The organism is Atopomonas sediminilitoris (assembly GCF_022601735.1).
GTDB lineage: Bacteria > Pseudomonadota > Gammaproteobacteria > Pseudomonadales > Pseudomonadaceae > Atopomonas > Atopomonas sediminilitoris.
In genome coordinates, this window is record NZ_JAKUMM010000003.1 from 40607 (window position 1) to 61354 (window position 20748).

Genomic DNA, 20748 nt, shown 5'->3' on the forward strand with positions numbered 1-20748 from the left:
TCACTATGCCCCAGCACTATCGATGGCCCACGTTGATACTCAGTTTGATGTTGGTCGCCAGTTGCAGCAGTTGGCTACCTAGCTCTCGCGAAGAACAGCTGTCGCCCTTCGATACCTACAGTGACGCAGTGCAGCGTTTTGATATGGCCAAAGTGCAACAAAGCCGCCGCCGCGATTTGATCAAGCTGGGCTTTGACCCTCTGAGCCAAGGCAATGGCCGCATGCTGTCGTTCATTGACTTGCGCTTGATGTTTATCCAACCCAACGTGCCCATCGAATACCTACCCGATGGCATGCTGGCCTGCCTAGAAGCCAAGGATCGCTGCAGTGGTTTTTCATTTAGCTTTGGCCGCGTAGAAAAAGAGCGTGTAGGTAGCTTTTGGGCTGACGTGTTCAACTTTCGCAAAAAACGTCAAATCAACGGCTGGAGCTTTAGCGCGGTCTTTGTGATGGTCGATGACGTGCTGGTGCACAAGGTCAGTAACGGCGAGCCTAATATCCGCCGTTACGAATCTAAAAAACACCCGCTAGGCCCACTGCAAGATGCCGGTGACTTTATTAGCGACCAGCTCTAACGCACTTCAGCGTGCCCAGCCTAGGCGATCAGTCCTGAAGTCAACATAAACAAGCCCTGCGGTCGATAGGCCGCTTGGGCTACCTGTTCACCTAGGCTAAAATGCGCGGCCTTTATCAGCACTAGCCCGAGAGCCCCGTGAGCGAGTCAGACCGGCTTTTTAGCCAAGCCAATCACCCCATGCGCGACTTTGTGTTTAACGAGGATGTGGTCAAGGTCTTCCCTGACATGATCAAGCGCTCGGTGCCAGGCTACCCTACCATCGTGGAAAACTTAGGCGTGCTGGCCAATCAGTTCACCCAACCTAATACGGCGCTGTACGACTTGGGTTGCTCGCTCGGCGCTACCAGTCAAGCGCTACGCCGCCACGTGCGCCAAGACGGCTGCCGAGTGATCGCCGTCGATAATTCACCCGCTATGGTTGAACGCTGCCAGCAATACCTGAGCCAGCAAGACAGCTTGTTCCAAGAGTTGCTACCAGTGCAGGTCATCGAGGCGGATATCACCCAACTGGCGTTCAGCCCCACCTCGGTGGTGGCGCTGAATTTCACCTTGCAGTTTATTCAGCCCGATCAGCGCTTGAGCTTGCTCAAGCGAATCCGTCAGGCACTGGTGCCAGGCGGTGCACTGCTGCTCTCAGAGAAACTGCATTTTGCCGATGAAAACGACCAAGCACTGCTAACCGAACTGCACGTTGCCTTTAAACGCGCCAATGGCTACAGCGAGTTAGAGATTGCGCAAAAACGCAATGCTCTTGAACGTGTGATGGTGCCGGACACCTTAGAAGAACACCGCGAACGACTGCTGAGCGCAGGCTTTAGCCGCGTGACGGTGTGGTTTCAATGCCTGAACTTTGCCTCGTTGATTGCCCAACCATGATTCAGCTCGAGCGCTTATACGCGCACCTCGCACAAACGCCACTTAAAGCCTGGCTAGACACGTTGCCCGCGCAGCTAGAGGCCAAACTCGATAAAGGTCATGGCGATCTCGCCCGCTGGAGTGCAGCACTTAACGCCCTGCCTGCGCTCACGCCAAGCCAGATAGAACTGCGCGAGAGCCTAACTTTAAGCGCTGACGTGGATAGCGACGTCCGCGTGCAACTGGAGCAAGCCTTACTGGGGCTCAAGCCGTGGCGCAAAGGCCCGTTTCACCTGTTCGACGTGCATGTCGATACCGAGTGGCGCTCAGACTGGAAATGGCAGCGCGTGGCCAAGCACCTCGACCTTAACGGCAAGCGCGTACTGGATGTCGGCTCAGGAAATGGCTACTACCTCTGGCGCATGCTAGGTGCTGGGGCGCGCAGTGTGATTGGTGTTGACCCCAATTGGCTGTTTCTGTGCCAGTTTGCAGCAGTGCAAAAGTACTTGCCTGAGCTGCCTGCATGGCAACTCCCCCTCACGCTGGAGGAGCTTCCGGAAAAGCTGGAAGGCTTCGACACCACATTCTCTATGGGCGTGCTCTATCACCGCCGCTCACCCATTGACCACCTGATCCAGCTGAAAGACACCCTGTTACCCGGGGGCACCTTGGTACTGGAAACCTTGATTGTGCCGGGCGACGAACAACAGGTGCTGGTGCCGGAAGATCGCTACGCACAGATGCGTAACGTGTGGTTTTTGCCTTCCGCGCGTGCGCTAGAACTCTGGCTACGGCGCGCCGGGTTCAGCGATGTACGCACGGTCGACATCACGCCCACCAGTGCCGATGAGCAGCGCAGTACCGAATGGATGAGCTTTCAGTCGCTGCCGGATTTCTTGGATCCGCATGACCGCACTAAAACCTGCGAAGGCTACCCGGCACCGCTGCGCGCCACACTGATTGCACGCAAACCCTAAAGCCGAGGCCTTGCTGACTTAGCTAGCAGCAAGGCCTCGCGCCTTAAAACTTAAGCAGTGGCCTGTGCGATTAGCTCGCGCATTTCTACGACCGCCTGCTTAAAGCCCACAAACACCGCATGCGCCACAATCGCGTGGCCGATATTGAGCTCATTGATGCCGGCAATGCGCGCCACCGGCTCTACGTTGTGATAATGCAAGCCGTGGCCGGCATTGACCACCAAGCCCAACTCAACACCCTGCGCCACACCGGCGGCAATACGCGCCAGCTCAGTCCCTTGCGCCTCAACGGTGGTGGCATCAGCATAGGCGCCGGTGTGCAGTTCAATGGCCGGCGCACCGACACGGTGACTGGCAGCGATCTGCGCGGGATCAGCATCGATAAATAACGACACCTCACTGCCAACCGCCTTAAGCCGCGCCACCGCCGCTTGGATACGCGCTTCTTGGCCAACAATATCCAGCCCGCCTTCGGTCGTCACTTCTTCACGGCGCTCGGGCACCAAGCACACGTGTTCGGGGCGCACCCGTTCAGCAAAAGCGAGCATTTCTTCGGTGACAGCTAGCTCGAGATTCATCCGTGTTTGCAGTGTTTCACGCATCACCAACACATCCCGCTCTTGGATATGGCGACGATCTTCGCGCAAGTGCAAGGTGATACCGTCGGCACCGGCTTCTTCAGCATCTAACGCAGCCTTAACAGGATCAGGGTAACGCGTGCCACGCGCTTGGCGCAGCGTCGCCACGTGATCAATGTTAACGCCCAATAACACGCGATGAGGTTGGCTCATAGTGACTCCTTAACGAGTTCGGAACAGCTCTCGGCTTAATAAAGGCCGCGAGCCTAGATGCGGCGCCAAGGCTTGGCGCATCAAACGTTTGGCCGTGGTTAGTACACCAGGGGTGTGCCACTCTGCGCGGCTTAACGCCTGTAAATCACGGCCAAGCAGCAAGCCCGGGGCAAAAACTTCGCAGGCTAATTCCAGGCCATGATCTTGGTTGAAACGGTAAAAAGCGCTTGGCTCAAGTGCATGGCCAGCGGCATCGCAGTCCAGAGAGAAACCATAGCCCAGCTCATCCAGCAGACGCCATTCAAAACCGCGCAGCAAAGGCTCCAAGGATTGCGAGCAAGCCAAGGCGCTTAAAGTTAGCTGATAGTCGGCGAACAACGGCGGATGCGGCTCCTCTAGCGGCAGCAAGCGCACTAGCAGCTCATTAAGGTACAGCCCGCTGAATAAATAATCGCCCTGCAGCCAATGCGCCGGCGCTGTGCTCTCGGCACGGCGCAGGGTTTTCAGCTCGCTGCGACCTGCCAGCTCGATCTCTAAGGGTTGAAACGGCCGTGCCGCCGAGCCTTTAGAGCCACGCGCGCCGCGCAGGACTGCGCGCGAGCGGCCGTCTGGGGTGAACAGATCGACAATGGCACTGGTTTCCCGATAGGGCTTGGCGTGCAACACATAAGCGGCCGTCAACCCGCTCATGACTTACAAATCGTCGCTATAACCCAATGAACGCAGAGCGCGCTCATCGTCGGACCAGCCGCCTTTCACCTTAACCCACAGGTTAAGCATGACTTTGCGCTCGAAGAGTTTTTCCATATCCAAGCGTGCTTCGGTGCCGATGCGTTTAATCCGCTCGCCTTTTTCGCCAATGATGATGCGCTTTTGTCCGTCACGCTCAACCATGATGCGGGCATGCACGGTGAGCAAGCGACCTTCGAGCTTGAACTCCTCGATCTCGACGGCCACTTGGTATGGCACTTCAGCGCCCAGTTGCCGCATGACTTTCTCACGCACCAGCTCAGCCGCCAAAAAGCGCGAACTACGATCGGTAATTTGATCTTCAGGGAAGAAATGCACGCTTTCGGGCAGGTGCTCGCCGACCAATTGCTCTAACCGCTCAAGGTTATGACCTTGCTGGGCAGAAATCGGAATGATTTGCGCCTCCGGCAGCTGCGCCGTTAACCACTCTAAATGCGGTAACAGGGTTTGCTTATCGTCTAACTTATCAACCTTGTTCACGGCCAAGATCACCGGACAACGGACGTGGATGACCTTATCCAGCACCATCTGGTCTTCATCGGTCCAACGCAGACGGTCAACGACAAACACCACGACATCCACATCGCGCAGCGCGCTGGACGCGCTCTTGTTCATAAAGCGATTGAGGGCTTTCTCGTTATCTTTGTGCAGGCCTGGCGTATCCACATAGATCGCCTGCACATCGCCTTCGGTCTTAATACCGAGCATGTTGTGCCGTGTGGTTTGCGGCTTGCGCGAGGTAATCGCGAGCTTCTGCCCCAAGATATGGTTGAGCAGCGTGGATTTACCCACATTAGGGCGACCGACAATAGCTACATAGCCGCAACGGCTGGTGGAATCAGACATCGTTACCTCAGGACGCCTGCGTGTCAGCGACACCCAAGGCCGTCAATGCTGCCGCAGCAGCTTGTTGTTCAGCATGACGACGGCTATTGCCTTCGCCGTGGGTCGAGTGCTCGAGCAATGCCACTTGGCATTCGACAAAAAACACTCGGCAATGCGGCTCGCCTTCTTCGGCAGTCACGGTATAGCGTGGCAACTCTTCACCACGCGACTGGAGAAACTCTTGCAAGCGCGTTTTTGGGTCTTTATGGGTATCGACTAACGTGAGCTCAGCAAAGAACGGAGACAACCACGCCAAAGTGCGCTCACGTGCGGGCTCCATGCCGGTATCCAAATAGATCGCACCGATCAGCGCCTCGACAGCGTCCGCCAAAATCGACTCACGGCGAAAGCCGCCGCTTTTTAACTCGCCCGAGCCTAGGCGCAAAAACTCACCCAAATCGAACTCTTTACCTAGAATAGCCAGCGTCGCGCCTTTGACTAAGCGTGCGCGTAAACGCGAGAGTTGGCCTTCTTTGGCTTGCGGGAAGTGCTTGAACAACTCTTCGCCAACAACAAAATTCAAAATCGCATCGCCTAAGAACTCTAACCGCTCGTTATTACGCCCCGCAAAACTGCGGTGCGTCAGCGCTAATTGCATAAGGCCTTTATCGACAAAGCTATAGCCTAAACGGCGCTCAAGTCGGTCAAGATTAGGATTCACTGGGGAGCACGCACGCGAAATTCTTTTTGGAACTTAACCACCAGATCAATGTTTTTAATCAGGGGTTCACGACGTTCATAATCGAATTTGATTTTAAAGTCGTTGCCTTCTTGCTCGACCGCCATAGCCTTTTCTAAGTCAAGATCACGGATGCTATTGACCTGCATCCCTTTACCGACATGCCCGTACACATCACCGGGACTGGTAATACCCTGACCTTGTGGCGACTCAATGGCCATAACCATTTTTTCCAGCGCCATAAAGTCCAGATAATGTGGAATTACCTTAAACGCCGCGCTGGCCAAAAAAGCCGCCAAAGCCAGAACTAGCAGCCAGCTCATCACTGACATGCCTTTTTGATGTTTACGCTGCTGCATACGCACCCCGCTCGACACTTTAAATTTCACTGAACCACACCCACTCGGCCAAAGCTGGGCAAATTAGCAAACTTGGGATCCGGCCAACTCATCCAGATAGCAAAGGCCTTACCCACAATATTGCGATCCGGCACCATCCCCCACAGCGATTGCTCGATGTTAGGGTCTTGCCAGAAGCGACTATCGTTAGAGTTATCGCGATTATCGCCCATCATGAAATAGTGCCCTGCAGGCACTGTCCATTCAGAGCGAAAACCTTGCTGTTGCAGGCGCGATTCTTTGTAGATCTGATGTTTCACATCACCTAGCTGCTCTTCAAACAGCAAGGTGCGCCCTAAACTGCCCGGCACCTCAGCCACATAGGCTTGTGCAATCGCTTCACCGTTAATAAAAATTTGTTTATTACGATAAGCCACTGCATCGCCCGGCAAACCAACCACCCGTTTGATGTAGTTGATATTAGGATTACTGGGATAGCGAAACACCATGACATCACCGCGCTGCGGATCATTCACACTGATCACTTTGGTATCTAACACCGGCAGACGAATGCCATAGGCAAATTTATTCACCAAAATGAAGTCGCCCACTTCTAATGTGGGCTTCATCGAGCCGGATGGAATTTGAAACGGCTCGACTAAAAACGAGCGCAACACCAGCACTATCGCCAGTACGGGAAAGAACGACTTGCCATATTCAAGCAATTTCGGCTCACGCGCCAAGCGCTCAATCACCGCCGGATCCGGCACCGCTTGGCTGGCTTGATACGATGCAATGGCCGCATTACGCCCTGGCGAAAAAAACAGCAGATCAATTAACGCCAGCACACCGGTTACCGCAACCAATATGACCAGCAATAACGGGAAGTTAATATCCGCCACTAGCTATCTACCTTCAGTACCGCAAGGAAGGCGTCTTGTGGAATTTCCACGCGGCCCACTTGCTTCATACGCTTTTTACCGGCTTTTTGTTTTTCCAGCAGTTTACGTTTACGCGACACGTCACCACCGTAACACTTTGCCAATACGTTTTTACGCAGGGCTTTAACGGTGGAGCGTGCCACAATCTGCCCGCCTACCGCTGCTTGAATTGCCACATCGAACATCTGTCGCGGGATCAACTCTTGCATCTTCTCGACCAAGCGACGCCCTTTGTACTGCACATTATCTTTGTGCACGATCAAGGCTAATGCGTCGACCTTCTCACCGTTAATCAAAATATCCAAGCGCACCAAGTTGGCCGCTTCGAAACGGTCAAAACTGTAATCCAGCGAAGCAAAACCGCGACTGGCTGACTTCAAGCGATCGAAGAAGTCGAGCACCACTTCGTTCATCGGCAAATCATAGATGACTTGTACTTGCGTGCCGAGGAACTGCATATCACGCTGCATGCCGCGCTTTTCAACGCACAGCGTAATCACGCTACCTAAGTGATCTTGCGGCACTAAGATGGTGGCTTTACAGATTGGCTCACGCATCTCTTGCACCGAGGCCATATCAGGCAGGCGCGATGGGTTGTCGACGTACAGTACTTCTTTGTTTTTCATCTCAACTTCAAACACCACGGTCGGTGCCGTGGTGATCAAGTCGAGGTCGTACTCACGCTCCAAGCGCTCCTGAATGATCTCCATGTGCAGCATGCCAAGGAAACCACAACGGAAGCCAAAGCCCAGCGCCTCAGAGCTCTCAGGCTCGTACTGCAGGGAAGAGTCGTTCAGCGTCAGTTTTTGCAGCGCCTCACGGAAGGCTTCAAAGTCTTCCGAGCTGATCGGAAATAAACCGGCATACACCTGCGGTTTAATCTTTTTAAACCCAGGCAGAATACTGACATCAGGGGTGCTGCTGTGCGTCAGCGTGTCGCCCACGGGAGCGCCAAGGATCTCTTTAATACCGGCAATCACAAAGCCTACTTCACCGGCTTTCAGGTCGGCGGTTTCGGTGTGCTTAGGGGTAAATACGCCCACGCTGTCGACTTGGTGAACTTTACCGGTCGACTTCACCAACAGCTTGTCGCCCTTTTTAATGCGGCCATGCTTGACGCGCACCAAGGACACCACACCCAAGTAGTTATCAAACCAAGAATCGATAATCAGGGCCTGCAACGGTGCGTCAATATTCCCTTCTGGCGCAGGAATTTTTTGCACGAGGTGCTCTAAGACATCCTCAACACCCATGCCGCTTTTGGCCGAACACGGCACGGCATCAGTGGCGTCAATGCCGATGATCTCTTCGATCTCAACTTTAACCCGCTCAGGCTCGGCTTGTGGCAAATCCATCTTATTCAGGATCGGCAACACTTCCAGCCCCTGCTCGATGGCGGTGTAGCAGTTAGCAACCGACTGAGCTTCTACGCCTTGGCCGGCATCCACCACCAACAAAGCTCCTTCACAGGCAGCCAGCGAGCGACTGACTTCATAGGTGAAGTCGACATGGCCTGGGGTATCAATAAAGTTGAGCTGATAGACCTTGCCGTCTTTGGCTTGGTAATCCAACGTCACGCTGTGCGCTTTGATGGTGATGCCGCGCTCACGCTCCAGATCCATTGAGTCGAGAACCTGCGCTTCCATTTCACGCTCACTCAACCCTCCGCACATCTGAATAAAACGGTCGGCCAAGGTCGACTTACCGTGGTCGATGTGGGCAATGATGGAGAAGTTACGGATATGACTCAGATCACTCACGACAAATAGTCTCGATACGACGCGGGGCAAGCCCAGGAAAATAGCCGGCAAGTCTACCCCAAACCCTTGTCAGCAGAAACAGCTGGCTCATAAACAACACAAGGCAGCCGAAGCTGCCTTGTGTAACGCACGCGTAATGCTTACTCAGCGAGCTTAAAGGTAATAAAGCTGGCACGACCTTGGCGAATCACCCGCATTGAGACTGAGCGATTCTTCGGCAGCTCATCCACCACGTCAGCAAAGGTTTTTACGCTATCGATTGAGCTGTTGTTCAGGTGCGTGATGACATCGCCGGGGCGCAGGCCAATAAAGGCAGCAGGCCCATCGAGCACTTCGCCGATGACCACACCGCTTTTAATATCCAGCGACGACTTCTGCTCCGCCGTCAGATCACTCACAGCCACACCGAGGCGATTGCTGCGTTTTTCTGGCGTGCCGCCTTGTGCGACCACCGCCTCACCTTCTTCAGGCAGCGAGCCCACCGCCACACTTAATGTTTGACGCTTGCCTTGGCGTACGATTTGCACTTGCGCCTTGCTTCCAGGCTTTACCCGCCCAACCGCATGCGGCAAGTCACCCGACATAACGATTTCTTTACCGTTAAAGCTCAGGATGATGTCGCCATCTTTTAAGCCGCCCTTCGCCGCCGGACCATCCGGCATCACCTGCGCGATCAGCGCACCGGCTGGCTTATCCAAGCCAAAAGACTCGGCCAAATCCTTGTTCACTTCTTGAATGATCACCCCCAACCAACCGCGACTCACTTTGCCTTGCGCTTTGAGCTGGTCAGCCACTTCCATGGCGACATCCATAGGAATAGCGAACGATAGCCCCATGAAGCCGCCCGAGCGGGTAAAGATCTGCGAGTTAATCCCCACCACTTCACCGTCTAAATTAAATAACGGCCCACCAGAGTTACCGGGATTGATCGCCACATCGGTTTGAATGAAGGGCACATAGTTCTCATTCGGCAAGCTCCGCCCCTTGGCGCTCACGATACCGGCGGTCACCGAGTGGTCAAAGCCAAAGGGTGAACCAATCGCCACTACCCATTCACCTACCTTTAATGCTGACGACTTACCCAGTTTCACGTAAGGCAAGTCGCTGCCTTGAACCTTGAGCAAGGCGACGTCAGTGCGCGGATCGGTACCGATCAACTTAGCTTCTAACTCACTGCGATCAGACAAGCGCACGATGATTTCATCAGCTCCGTCAATCACATGATTATTGGTGAGCACATAACCATCGGCCGAAATAATGAAGCCCGAACCTAACGACTGCGCCTCACGATCACGCTGGCGGGGTTGCTGGCGGGGCATTTGCGGGATGCTGCGCTCAAAAAACTCACGAAAAATTGGCGGCAGCCCTTCTAAATCAGGCATCCCAGGTACCATCGCCGCTGGATTACCCGGCGCTTTGGTTTGCCGCGTGCTGATATTCACCACCGCAGGCGAGGTTTCCTCAACCAATTCAGTGAAGTCCGGCAAGCTGGCACTGGCCAACTGGGCAAAGCTCAGGCTTAAGGCCACTGCTGCACTTGCCACGAGAGTTTTAAACGCTACGCTCACACCGCTTCTCCTTACACAACCAATGACACATTCAATGCACAACAAACAGACTTAATTGCAGACAGACTGCACAGCGCACTTAAAGTGGCTTTGTATTACTCGGAATTCCGTAAATGACCTATTCGGCCACAGAGGCCGCCACTAGCTGACGCATGATCACTGGCTGCAAAGCGGGATCGCTCGCATGACGCCGATCGTACCAGCGCACCAGCAACAAACTGGCAGCAAACGCCAGCACAGCAGCCAACACACTAAGCCCTTCACCCCAAGGCGCAGCGCCAACAGCCCCAGCCAACAGCGCCAGCAAAGGCAGCAGATACACCATCAAGGACGACTTCACCACGGCATCTTCCGGCACACCGATCAACACCGCATCACCCACGCGCACCGTTTGGTCTTCAACCAAACAACGCACATAGCCATGCTGCTGACCCACGCCTAAGCGCTGCATGATTCCTTGGCCGCAACCCGCTTTAGCAGAACAGCTTTGGCAAGTACTTTGGCGAATGGTTTGCACCCACACAGCACCCGCCTCAACGGCGACTACGCGGCCTTGTTCCTCAATCATGCGTTACCTCAGAAGCCGTCGCGTGATCGTGCACTCGCATTGACAGTGCCACCCGCTCGGCGGCCACTAACGGCACTTCACCTACCACGGTCACCATCACATCGCCTTGCTCGCTTTGCACGCGATGCGCCACCGCCACGGTTGGCCCTAGCTGGCTGCGCGCATCAGCAGCTAACTGCTGCCCCATCGGTTCGCTGTACACAGAAAAACTGCTTAAGCCATCACTAAACAGCACACTACTGACGGCCAGCTCAGCGCGCACGTTAGGCACTTGCTGGCGGCGCACCTCAATAAAACCTGGTGGCAACCACTGCGGCATAGGGGCAAGCACAGGCGTCACGACCGGCTCTGCTGCTGCCATCGTTTCACAGGGGCCTTGCGGGATAAGCGCAGGTTCTGCAGGGGCTTCGGTAGAGAAATGAGAAAACTGCAAGCGCTCCAACAACTGGCCGTCGTCGTTAATCATCACGGCCTTGAGAAGTACGCCCGTTTGCGCATCCACATGCCATTCGTGCCCATAGCGGTACTTGTCTCGTGGAATCAACGCCAGCACCGTTGAAACACGCCCCGCCACCCGCGAGCGCCCAACCATGCGCAACTCATAGCTTTCGACCAATCGCGCTACGTGTTCCTCCGCCGGCAAACGTGGCAACAGACTGACATGCTGACCACGGGAGTTGCATATCAGGCGGCCATCCTGCTGCAACAACTCATGAGGGTCGCCTTCTTGATCTTGAATGCGCTGAACCACATGACCATCACGCTCGCCCTGCCAAACGCGGTAAGTGGCGTAATTACTTTCTCGCTCGTAGACGAAGACACCTTGATACGGCACTGCTTGCTGCGCCTGCTGCATCCGCAGCAGCCAAGCTTGCACGCCTTCTTCAGCCCATGCCGCCGGTGCCATAGCAGCAAACGCACTGCTCAATACGGCTCCCGCCAATAATGCAAACGACCGCCACATAGTGCTCAATCAGCGCCCTTCAAAGCTGGCCGCGCGCGCCAAAGGCAATTGCGCATGGCCTTGTGCAGCAGAACTTTGTTGCAGATGCTGCCGCAGGTACAAAGGCATACGCTCTTGGTGCCAACGGTTATCAAGTGCACTTTGCGCTTGCTTAGGCGACTCTGCCGATACTGGCTGATAGCCTGCCAACACCGCAGGCCCTGGTAGCGATTGCCCCGGCACGGTCAAGGTAGGCACCTCTTGCTGCGCCAACTGCGGCACACCTTCTGGCTGGCCTAACTGAGCAAACTGCAACCCACCCAACACGGCCAAGGTCACCGATGCCGCCACCGCTAAGCGTGCTGGCAGGCGGTTATACCAAGCGTTCTCAACACGCGGAGCCGGCTCATCTTGTAACGCGGCACTGACGCGGGCCGCCAAATCGAGCTTGGGCCATTGCAGCTCATCGTGCATCGCCGAGCGTGCCACATGCCAATGCTGCCAACGCTCGCGCAGTGACGCGTCGTCCGCGCCATCACGCATCAAGCGACGGATTTCAAGCTCGCTGGCTTCACCGTCCATCAATGCAGAAAGTGATTCATGCAGGGCATCACGACTCATGAAATTTCCTCGTTATGGAGCTGCTGTCTTCAACCTTCGTGCAGCAAAGGCTGCAAGGCTTTATCAATGGCTTCTCGCGCACGAAAAATACGCGATCGCACCGTACCAACCGGACACTGCATGACACTGGCAATGTCCTCATAACTCAAACCTTCAAACTCACGCAGGGTTAACGCCGTACGCAAATCCTCGGGCAGCTGGCGAATCACCTTGTGCACTGTTTGCTCGATTTCATCGCGCAACAGGTTGCGTTCGGGTGACTCCATGTCCTTGAGGGCATGGTCGCCATCATAAAACTCGGCATCCTCGGCGCTGACATCAGCATCCGGTGGCCGACGGCCCTTGGCGACTAAGTAGTTCTTCGCCGTGTTAATCGCAATGCGGTACAGCCACGTATAAAAAGCACTGTCACCGCGAAAATTGGCTAACGCCTTGTAGGCCTTAATAAAAGCCTCTTGGGCGACATCTTGCGCCTCATGCGGATCGCGCACAAAACGCTGAACCAAAGACAAAATACGATGCTGATAACGCAAGACCAACAGGTCAAAGGCGCGCTTATCACCTTTTTGCACGCGTTCAACTAACGCCTGATCATCACCGGCTTTTTGCACAGCGCCCCCAAAAATCGCAGCGCTGGCCCGTCACCACTCGCCTCAGATCATTAACCTTGCACTGATAGACCCAAGGTTTTAGAAAAAGTTCGCAGGTCATTGAAATTGCTCAATCATCGCACCGTAAATCGGCCGCGCAGTTATGCCGCGTATTGTGACGCCGCAGCGCTGCGATGCAAACATTTCTCAGCAACGTGTCTACGCCCTGCCCTCGCGCAGCCACACGCCGTATACTGCCCCCTTGCGCAGCGGAGAGACGCATGAGTCAACAATACGCCTACGATGTTCTGGTTATTGGCAGCGGTGCCGCCGGTCTAACCCTAGCCCTGACCCTGCCCGAGCACTTATCAGTTGCCGTGCTGAGCAAAGGCGAGTTGGCCAATGGCTCCACGTATTGGGCGCAAGGCGGTGTCGCGGCGGTACTCGATGAACGCGACAGCGTTGATGCACACGTGCAAGACACCCTGATTGCCGGCGACGGCTTATGCCAAGAAGACGCCGTGCGCTTTACCGTGAGCAACAGCCGCGAGGCCATCGAGTGGCTGATCCAGCAAGGCGTGCCCTTCACCCGCGATGAAAATGTGCACAGTGGCTTTCATGACTTCCACCTCACCCGTGAGGGCGGCCATAGTCATCGGCGGATTATTCACGCGGCTGACGCCACCGGCGCGGCAATCTTTCGCACCTTGCTGATGCGCGCCCAAGAGCGCAGCAACATCCACCTGCTCGAACACAAAGTCGCGGTCGATCTGATCACCGAAAACAAACTCGGCATGGCCGGCAACCGCTGCCTTGGCGCATATATCCTCGACCGGCAAACCGGCAAGGTAGACACCTACTGCGCCAGTGCCGTGGTACTGGCCACCGGCGGCGCCAGCAAAGCCTATCTTTACACCAGCAACCCCGACGGCGCCTCTGGCGATGGCATCGCCATGGCGTGGCGCGCCGGCTGTCGCGTGGCCAACTTAGAGTTCAACCAGTTTCACCCCACTTGCCTGTACCACCCTAAAGCCAAAAGCTTTCTGATTACCGAAGCGGTGCGTGGCGAAGGAGGCGTATTGAAACTCGCCAATGGCGAGCGCTTTATGCAGCGCCACGATGAACGTGCCGAACTCGCACCGCGCGACATTGTGGCGCGCGCCATCGACCATGAAATGAAGCGCCTTGGCCTTGACTGCGTGTACTTAGACATCAGCCACAAGCCGGCAGACTTTATTCAAAGCCACTTCCCGACAATTTATGAGCGCTGCCTAAGTTTTGGCATCGACATCACCCGCGAACCTATCCCCGTCGTGCCCGCCGCGCATTACACCTGCGGCGGCGTGATGGTCGATAACTGCGGTCATACCGATGTTCCCGGCTTATATGCCTTGGGCGAGACCAGCTTCACCGGCCTGCACGGGGCCAATCGCATGGCCAGTAACTCGCTGCTGGAGTGCTTTGTCTACGCCCGCGCTGCCGCAGCGGACATCGTGCGTCTACTACCGAGCGCACCTGAGCAGGTTGAACTGCCGTTCTGGGATGCCAGCCAAGTGACCGACTCGGACGAGGACGTGATCATTGCGCACAACTGGGACGAGCTGCGCCGCTCGATGTGGGACTACGTCGGCATTGTTCGCACCAGCAAGCGCCTGCAACGCGCACAGCATCGCGTTGACATGCTCTTGGCTGAAATTGATGAGTTCTACAGCAACTACAAAGTCAGTCGTGACCTGATTGAGCTACGCAACTTAGCGCAAGTGGCTGAACTGATTATTCAATGCGCCATGCAACGAAAAGAAAGCCGCGGCTTGCACTACACGCTGGATTACCCAGCTCAAGCAGCGCACAGCCAAGACACTATTCTGTATCCGCCGCAGTATCTTGCCCACGACCACTAAAGCGCAGGCGCACCCGCAGGCGCCGGTGACATGCCGGCGCTAGCATGTCAGGGGTTAAGCAAAGGCTATGCGGCCAGCGCTCGCCCGCCAATGTAAAGCGCAACACCACTAGACGCCGCCACACGCGGGTGCCGGCGATTAACGTCAGCGGCTGCCATTGACCTTGGGCATCACACACCGCCCATCCCTGTGCATCGTGCCGCACACTCTGCCAACGCTGCTTAGCCGGGCTAAACATCGGCGGCAAACACCAGGCCGCGTGCGCCACACACAACAACACACCCGCCGCGCGCCAGTACCAAGGCCAAGGCACGTACAGCAACAAAGCCAGTGTTACCGCAAATAAAGCCAGATAGGCGCGGCGCTGCCATAAGGGCATTCGCCAACGCCACACATAAGGATCAATCCGGCTGAACACGATCCAGAATCATGCGCACGATATGGCGCAAATCAGCGTCTTCTGGCTCGCCACGCTGCATAAACCAACCAAACATGTCCTGATCTTCGCAGCTCAGCAGCTTGCGATAGCGCGCCTGATCTTCTTCGCTCAGCGACGGATACACTTCCCGCACGAAGGGCACGAGGAGTACATCCAGTTCCAACATGCCGCGACGGCTATGCCAAAACAAACGGTTCAATTCAGTACTGTCAGTCATATTCCACACACAGCTCAGCATCAGAGTGGCGGCGATTATACCGAGCACAGCTTGTTGCTGCTGCGCTAATCCATGATTAAAGCCGTTGATGTGCAATATCTGGCCATGGGCGCTGAATTTTCTTCATCAGCGCTCTATGATGAGCGCCTGCTTCAATTGCCTAGGATGCACTGCATGCCTGCTGTTACCCCTTACCTTCATCGTCTCTCCACCCACGGTGTATTGGCTGTCCGCGGTCCAGACGCCAGTAAGTTTTTACAAGGCCAGCTGACCTGCAACCTCAACTACTTATCACCCGCACAAGCCAGTCTTGGTGCACGCTGCAACCTTAAAGGCCGCATGCTGGCAAGCTTTACGGTGGCTCGCGAAGGCGATGACGTCTTGCTGATCATGCCGCAAGCGCTGATCGAGCCTTTGCGCGCCGATTTAGCCAAATACGCGGTGTTTTCCAAAGTTGCCCTGCAGGATGAGCACGCGGCTTGGTCGATTATTGGCTTGAGCGCCGACTCGCCCTTTCTAGCCGCTTGCCAGCTCACTGAAAGCGCCGGCAGCTGCGTGGCGCTGGAGCAAGGCCTCATCATCCGCCTGCACGATGGCCGCGCGCTGTTGTGCCTGCATCAAGGCAAGGCCGAGCATGTGATTGAGCAGCAACTGGCCGAGCATCACAGCGTTGAACTCAACACATGGGAGCTGGCCAACATCCAAGCGGGACTGGGTGAAGTCTGTGCCGCCACCCAAGATTTGTTGATTCCGCAGATGCTCAACTTGCAGAGCCTTGGCGGCGTCAGCTTTAAAAAAGGCTGCTATACCGGCCAAGAGATCGTCGCCCGCATGCAATACCTTGGGCGCATGAAACGTCACCTGCAACGCTTGCAATGTACGGCCGATAGCCCCATCAGCGCCGGCATGATGATTTTCTCACCGACGCACAGCGCCAGCGTTGGCGAGGTCGTTAGTGCGGCGCACAACGGCGAGCATCAAGAACTGCTGGCCGTGGTGCAAGACGACGCCGTGGCCGACAACCAACTCACGCTGGGCAGCTTGCAAGGGCCGGCATTAAGTCTGCTTACCCTGCCGTACAGTAGCGATCACGAGCGCGACATAACGCGCTAATTGACACTAGACTGGGAGAACACACTCGCCCAGCCGATTTAAGGACACCCCATGAGCAACCTGGCCGAACAAGTTCAACACGCTTTAATCAAGGCGATTGATAACGACGAACTGGTGTTACCCACCCTGCCTGAAGTGGCACTCAAGGTGCGTGAGGCGGCGGAAGATCCGGATATCGACATTCGCGGCATGGCCTCGGTACTCAGCAATGACGCAGCCCTGACCGCGCGCTTGATTAAAGTGGTGAATAGCCCGCTGCTGCGTGCCAGCAAAGAAATCACCGATTTAAGCGCCGCCGTCGGCCGCTTGGGCATCAACTACACCTGTAACCTCGCCACGGGTTTGGCCATGGAGCAAATGTTTCAGGCCACCAGCGATGTGGTCGACCGAAAAATGCGCGAAGTCTGGTCACGCAGTACCGAAATCGCCGGCATCGCGCATGTTCTGTGCCGCCACTACACCCGCTTGATGCCAGACCAAGCCACGCTGGCAGGGCTTGTCCACCAGATTGGTGTTTTGCCTATTTTGACCTTTGCCGAAGAGCACAGTGAGCTACTGGCCGACTCCATCAGCCTTAACCATGTAATCGAGAAAATTCACCCCATCATTGGCGAAAAAATTCTGCGCACGTGGGATTTTCCCGAGCCTATTGCCATGGTGCCGATGAACTACCTCAACTTTAGCCGCGACTCGGCCAAAGCCGACTATGTCGATATCGTGCAAGTGGCCACCCTGCAAAGCTACTTGGGCAGCGACCACCCTTACACCACGCTGGATTGGTCGAAGATCCCCTCGTTTGCCAAGCTAGGCCTCGACCCTGAAGTCGACATGAAGGCCGACGAAGACCTCAACGAAGCCATGGAAGCGGCCATGAGCATGCTGCAATAAGCATGCGCCGAGCAGCGTACTGCCTGTGTTGGCTGCTTCTATACAGCACAGGCAGTTTTGCCCAACCCAGCATCATCATCAGCACCGGCGAATGGCAACCTTACATCGGCGCCATGCTGCCGTTTAATGGCAGCGCCTCTCGCATTATTGATGAGGCCTACGCCAGCCAACAGATTCACGTGGATTGGGGCTTTTATGACTGGCAACGAGCTTTTGATCTCGCTCGTGACGGACAAAGCGATGGCACCGCCGTGTGGTCTTACAAAACCGAATGGGCCGCTGACTTTTACTACAGTGCGCCGATCATGCGTTCGGGGCAGTTTTTTTACAGTCTCAAAGACCGTGGCTTCGACTGGCAAACCCTCGAAGACCTCAAAGGCCTGCGCATTGGCGTGACCACTAGCTACAACTACGGCGAAGCCATGCAGCAAGCGGTCAAGGCCAATCTCTTATCGCTACACCCTGCCAATAGCGACACGCAAAACCTGCGCTATTTACTCAACGGTAAAATTGATGTCTTCCCCATCAACCCAACCGTTGCAGAGTCCTTGCTCAATGAGCACTTCTCACCAGAGGAGCGGGCACGTCTGATCAAGCATCCTAAAGCACTGCGCTCGCACACCTTGCACCTGCTGCTGTCGCGCAAAGTCATAGGCAATCAACAACGACTTGAGCAGTTCAACCAAGGTCTTAAAGTGCTGTGGCAAGACGGCCGCATGCAGCGCTATTTGCAGAGCCACGAACTACCGCCGCGCGAGCAAACTACACCGGCAGTTGCCAATTAATCGCTGGTTTGCCTTGTTCGATTAGTAAGCGATTCACCGCACTGAAGTGACCACAGCCCAGAAAGCCTCGGTAAGCCGACAAAGGCGATGGATGCACTGACTGCAACACGTGATGCTTGCCGGTATCGATCAGCTTTTGCTTACCCTGGGCATGCGCGCCCCACAACACAAACACCACGCCGGCACACTGCTCATTGACCAAGGCGATAATCCGGTCGGTAAAACGCTGCCAGCCCTTATCCGCGTGCGAGCCAGCCTGCCCATGCTCCACACTCAGCGAAGTATTAAGCAATAACACGCCCTGCTCGGCCCAACCTTGCAGACAGCCATGCGCGGGCAAGGGAATGGCCAAATCACGCGCTAATTCCTTAAAAATATTCTTTAACGAAGGCGGCGCCGCCACCCCGCGCGGTACGGAAAAACACAAGCCGTGCGCCTGATCAGGGCCGTGATACGGGTCTTGCCCAAGAATCACCACCTTGACTGCCGACAGCGGCGTACTGTTAAGGGCATGAAACAGCTTATCGGCTGATGGATAAATCACCTTGCCGATGTCACGCTGCTCACGTAGAAACTGGCTTAGCGCCATCATGTAAGGCTGACTAAACTCATCCTGCAGATGAACCTTCCAACTGGCCTCAAGGCCTGCGGCTGGGGCGATCAAATCAGTCACTGTGACTCCGATATCCGTAAATTTGGCCGTGGCACCCTAAGAAACAGGGCTAAGCGTGTCAATCAAGCAAAGGACGCTGTATGCAAGACCCGCTGTTTAACGGCCATCCGGCATTGCAGATTTGCCGGCGTATCAGTTCAGGTGAGGCAAAATTGCCCGAACTGCCCGAGGTATCGCTAAAAATCCGCCGCTTGCTCAATCAACCGGACTGGAGCATGCGCGAACTACAGCCGTTGATCGAAAGCGACCCAGCGCTGGCCAGTTACTTACTCAAGATCAGCGAAAGCCCCCTGTACGGCAACCGTGGCCGCGCGCCGTCGCTCAAGCAAATCATCACCCAAACTGGCGAGCGCGCACTCAACCAGTTGGTGACCGCCTTTGCATTGCGCCATCTGTTCATCAGCACCAACCCGCATATTCAGCAAGCGCTGAAGCGCCGTTGGCAGCACGCCATTCAACGCGCCGCCATCGCCTGCGTGTTAGGTCAGCAGTGTTACGGCTTCATCAATGATGAGCTACTGCTTGCCGCTTTGCTGGAAGACATCGGCAGCTTGCTGATCATTCGCGAAACGGCACACATCCCCAACTTAGGCGCTGCCGAGCTTGAAAGCTTGTGTAACAACCACTCCGCCGAAGTCGGCGTGATGCTGACCATTCACTGGGAGATGCCCGAATCGCTGCGTAACGTGGTGCGACAACGGCAACATTGGTCTTACGACCCGGAAGGAGCCATCGGCTTGCCGGGCTTGGTGATTGTCGCCAGTCGCTTGCTGGCCAGCGCGCACGGAGAAGCCTTTGCCTTACCCAACCTGCACCTTCTACCCGCATTCCAAAAGCTACCGTGGCGCAGCCCGCAACCTAAACGCGCGGAAGATTGGCTTGAGCAGCATCTAGAGCAGGTCAACGCCCTGCTTAGCTCGCTGCAAGGGCCAGCACTGCCGCCGCTACTGCATGAGCGCGAAAGCGTCCTTTAGCCTTGGTGCAGCGCTCGGTAATGACTGGGCGCGATCCCCACCACTTGTTTGAACAGGCGGGAAAAATAATAGCTGTCGTCATAACCGAGCTGCTCCGCCACTTGCCGCACGCTCAACTCGCCCTCATCCAATAAGCGGCATGCTTGCGCCATTTTTAGCTGGATAAAGTCTTGCATGGGGCTATGCCCGGTTAAATCGCGGTACACCCGCGCAAAGTGAAAACGCGACAACTTAAAGTGCCCGGCCAGCTGCTCAAGGTTGAGCTGATCCGGCAGGTGCTGGCGCATATAACTTTGCACCGCTTCAACATCCAAACGCCGCCCCGACTTCAGCGTGACTTGCGCCGGCAACACCGCCAAGTAACTCAGCATGCTTTGCAATTGATGCGCCGCATGCAGGTAATGCGGCAGGCTTAAGCCTTGGCGCTGCAAACCGAGCAAGGCTTCAAACTCCGCCAGCAAGCGCGGCAACACGCCAACGCGCCGCCAAGGCTTAGCCCCCAGCAAATCAATAAAGTCATCGCTGTGCGTGCCGGCAAAGTGCACCCAGTACAAGGTCCACGGCCGCTGTGCATCGGCGGCATATTCATGTGCGGTGCCGGCGGGCAGCAGCAACAAATCGCCACCGCGCACCTCCCAGCGCTGCTCGCCTACGCGGAGCCAGCCTTGGCCGGCGCGGCAATAAATCAGCAAATGATCTTCATGTTGCTGGCGGCGCATGTGATGCCCGTGTGCCTTAGGGTAATAACCCAACGCTTGCGGGTAACACCCAGCCCCCAACGGGTGGCGCTCCAAAGCACGGCGCAAGCGCGGCGCAATGACTAAACGCACCCCTTGTTCGGGCAAGGGCCAACTCGAGGTCATCACCGCTTTGGTCATCAGGCTGCCCACCCAGCAAAAGCAAGATAGTCCATCT

24 protein-coding genes are annotated in these 20748 nt (G+C 55.8%); 8 read left to right on the plus strand and 16 right to left on the minus strand.

Going from position 1 to position 20748, the window contains the following annotated elements:
- Nucleotides 1-5 precede the first annotated feature (5 nt).
- From MKI83_RS04800 to cmoB, 3 genes are all read left to right on the plus strand, one after another.
- The gene (locus MKI83_RS04800; protein ID WP_241583735.1) at nucleotides 6-575 is read left to right on the plus strand and encodes a hypothetical protein; all 570 of its coding nucleotides are present in this window, start codon (nucleotides 6-8) and stop codon (nucleotides 573-575) included.
- Nucleotides 576-712: 137 nt separating this feature from the next.
- On the plus strand, nucleotides 713-1453 hold the full coding sequence (gene cmoA, locus MKI83_RS04805) for a carboxy-S-adenosyl-L-methionine synthase CmoA (protein WP_241583736.1): 741 nt from the start codon (nucleotides 713-715) through the stop codon (nucleotides 1451-1453).
- A complete protein-coding gene (gene cmoB, locus MKI83_RS04810; protein WP_241583737.1) occupies nucleotides 1450-2409 on the plus strand; it encodes a tRNA 5-methoxyuridine(34)/uridine 5-oxyacetic acid(34) synthase CmoB in 960 nt (319 codons plus the stop codon). Before cmoA ends, cmoB begins: the two co-directional genes overlap by 4 nt.
- Before the next feature lie 50 nt (nucleotides 2410-2459).
- Here cmoB and pdxJ read toward each other — a convergent pair whose 3' ends face one another.
- The 12 genes from pdxJ to rpoE form a co-directional block, all read right to left on the minus strand.
- Complete coding sequence (gene pdxJ / locus MKI83_RS04815) at nucleotides 2460-3200, minus strand: pyridoxine 5'-phosphate synthase (protein ID WP_241583738.1); 741 nt, start codon at nucleotides 3198-3200, stop codon at nucleotides 2460-2462.
- Between the two features lie 9 nt (nucleotides 3201-3209).
- Nucleotides 3210-3890 carry a DNA repair protein RecO gene (gene recO, locus MKI83_RS04820; protein WP_241583739.1) on the minus strand — a complete coding sequence of 227 codons (681 nt, stop codon included), beginning with the start codon at nucleotides 3888-3890 and terminating at the stop codon, nucleotides 3210-3212.
- 3 nt (nucleotides 3891-3893) lie between these two features.
- Nucleotides 3894-4796 (minus strand): GTPase Era, encoded by a 903-nt coding sequence (gene era, locus MKI83_RS04825; RefSeq protein ID WP_241583740.1) that lies wholly within the window; start codon nucleotides 4794-4796, stop codon nucleotides 3894-3896.
- A 7-nt stretch (nucleotides 4797-4803) separates the two neighbouring features.
- Complete coding sequence (rnc, locus tag MKI83_RS04830; RefSeq protein ID WP_241583741.1) at nucleotides 4804-5496, minus strand: ribonuclease III; 693 nt, start codon at nucleotides 5494-5496, stop codon at nucleotides 4804-4806.
- Nucleotides 5493-5873, minus strand: a complete 381-nt coding sequence (locus MKI83_RS04835) for a DUF4845 domain-containing protein (protein ID WP_241583742.1) — start codon at nucleotides 5871-5873, stop codon at nucleotides 5493-5495. The genes rnc and MKI83_RS04835 overlap by 4 nt, the downstream gene beginning before the upstream one ends.
- 26 nt (nucleotides 5874-5899) lie before the next feature.
- The gene (gene lepB / locus MKI83_RS04840) at nucleotides 5900-6745 is read right to left on the minus strand and encodes a signal peptidase I (protein ID WP_241584248.1); all 846 of its coding nucleotides are present in this window, start codon (nucleotides 6743-6745) and stop codon (nucleotides 5900-5902) included.
- Between the two features lie 8 nt (nucleotides 6746-6753).
- Nucleotides 6754-8553, minus strand: coding sequence for a translation elongation factor 4 (gene lepA / locus MKI83_RS04845; protein ID WP_241583743.1), 1800 nt, complete (start codon nucleotides 8551-8553; stop codon nucleotides 6754-6756).
- Nucleotides 8554-8693: 140 nt separating this feature from the next.
- Nucleotides 8694-10097 carry a DegQ family serine endoprotease gene (locus MKI83_RS04850; RefSeq protein ID WP_241584250.1) on the minus strand — a complete coding sequence of 468 codons (1404 nt, stop codon included), beginning with the start codon at nucleotides 10095-10097 and terminating at the stop codon, nucleotides 8694-8696.
- A gap of 142 nt (nucleotides 10098-10239) precedes the next feature.
- Nucleotides 10240-10689 (minus strand): SoxR reducing system RseC family protein, encoded by a 450-nt coding sequence (locus tag MKI83_RS04855; RefSeq protein WP_241583744.1) that lies wholly within the window; start codon nucleotides 10687-10689, stop codon nucleotides 10240-10242.
- Complete coding sequence (locus MKI83_RS04860) at nucleotides 10682-11617, minus strand: MucB/RseB C-terminal domain-containing protein (RefSeq protein ID WP_241583745.1); 936 nt, start codon at nucleotides 11615-11617, stop codon at nucleotides 10682-10684. Before MKI83_RS04860 ends, MKI83_RS04855 begins: the two co-directional genes overlap by 8 nt.
- A 45-nt stretch (nucleotides 11618-11662) precedes the next feature.
- Nucleotides 11663-12253 (minus strand): sigma-E factor negative regulatory protein, encoded by a 591-nt coding sequence (locus MKI83_RS04865; protein WP_241583746.1) that lies wholly within the window; start codon nucleotides 12251-12253, stop codon nucleotides 11663-11665.
- Between the two features lie 29 nt (nucleotides 12254-12282).
- Nucleotides 12283-12864 carry an RNA polymerase sigma factor RpoE gene (gene rpoE / locus MKI83_RS04870; RefSeq protein WP_241583747.1) on the minus strand — a complete coding sequence of 194 codons (582 nt, stop codon included), beginning with the start codon at nucleotides 12862-12864 and terminating at the stop codon, nucleotides 12283-12285.
- A 260-nt stretch (nucleotides 12865-13124) separates the two neighbouring features.
- Here rpoE and nadB point away from each other — a divergent pair, with 260 nt between their 5' ends.
- Nucleotides 13125-14744, plus strand: a complete 1620-nt coding sequence (nadB, locus tag MKI83_RS04875; protein ID WP_241583749.1) for an L-aspartate oxidase — start codon at nucleotides 13125-13127, stop codon at nucleotides 14742-14744.
- Here nadB and MKI83_RS04880 read toward each other — a convergent pair.
- Nucleotides 14704-15123 (minus strand): protein YgfX, encoded by a 420-nt coding sequence (locus MKI83_RS04880; protein WP_241583752.1) that lies wholly within the window; start codon nucleotides 15121-15123, stop codon nucleotides 14704-14706. The two genes, nadB and MKI83_RS04880, sit on opposite strands and share 41 nt — an antisense overlap.
- A 22-nt stretch (nucleotides 15124-15145) precedes the next feature.
- The gene (locus tag MKI83_RS04885) at nucleotides 15146-15400 is read right to left on the minus strand and encodes an FAD assembly factor SdhE (protein WP_241583754.1); all 255 of its coding nucleotides are present in this window, start codon (nucleotides 15398-15400) and stop codon (nucleotides 15146-15148) included.
- A gap of 174 nt (nucleotides 15401-15574) precedes the next feature.
- Between MKI83_RS04885 and ygfZ the strand changes: the two genes are divergently transcribed.
- Genes ygfZ through MKI83_RS04900 form a run of 3 tightly spaced genes read left to right on the plus strand, consistent with a single transcriptional unit; the run spans nucleotide 15575 to nucleotide 18186 of the window.
- Entirely contained in the window at nucleotides 15575-16513 is a 939-nt protein-coding gene (ygfZ, locus tag MKI83_RS04890; protein WP_241583756.1) for a CAF17-like 4Fe-4S cluster assembly/insertion protein YgfZ, read from the plus strand.
- Between the two features lie 51 nt (nucleotides 16514-16564).
- Entirely contained in the window at nucleotides 16565-17401 is an 837-nt protein-coding gene (locus tag MKI83_RS04895) for an HDOD domain-containing protein (RefSeq protein WP_241583757.1), read from the plus strand.
- Nucleotides 17402-17403: 2 nt separating this feature from the next.
- Entirely contained in the window at nucleotides 17404-18186 is a 783-nt protein-coding gene (locus MKI83_RS04900) for a substrate-binding periplasmic protein (protein WP_241583758.1), read from the plus strand.
- Here MKI83_RS04900 and ung read toward each other — a convergent pair.
- Nucleotides 18164-18850 (minus strand): uracil-DNA glycosylase, encoded by a 687-nt coding sequence (gene ung, locus MKI83_RS04905; protein ID WP_241584253.1) that lies wholly within the window; start codon nucleotides 18848-18850, stop codon nucleotides 18164-18166. The genes MKI83_RS04900 and ung overlap by 23 nt on opposite strands.
- Before the next feature lie 89 nt (nucleotides 18851-18939).
- Here ung and MKI83_RS04910 point away from each other — a divergent pair, with 89 nt between their 5' ends.
- Nucleotides 18940-19833, plus strand: coding sequence for an HDOD domain-containing protein (locus tag MKI83_RS04910; protein WP_241583763.1), 894 nt, complete (start codon nucleotides 18940-18942; stop codon nucleotides 19831-19833).
- On the opposite strand, the gene MKI83_RS04915 is transcribed toward MKI83_RS04910, so the two are convergent.
- Nucleotides 19830-20711 carry an AraC family transcriptional regulator gene (locus MKI83_RS04915; RefSeq protein WP_241583764.1) on the minus strand — a complete coding sequence of 294 codons (882 nt, stop codon included), beginning with the start codon at nucleotides 20709-20711 and terminating at the stop codon, nucleotides 19830-19832. The two genes, MKI83_RS04910 and MKI83_RS04915, sit on opposite strands and share 4 nt — an antisense overlap.
- Nucleotides 20712-20748 lie beyond the last annotated feature (37 nt).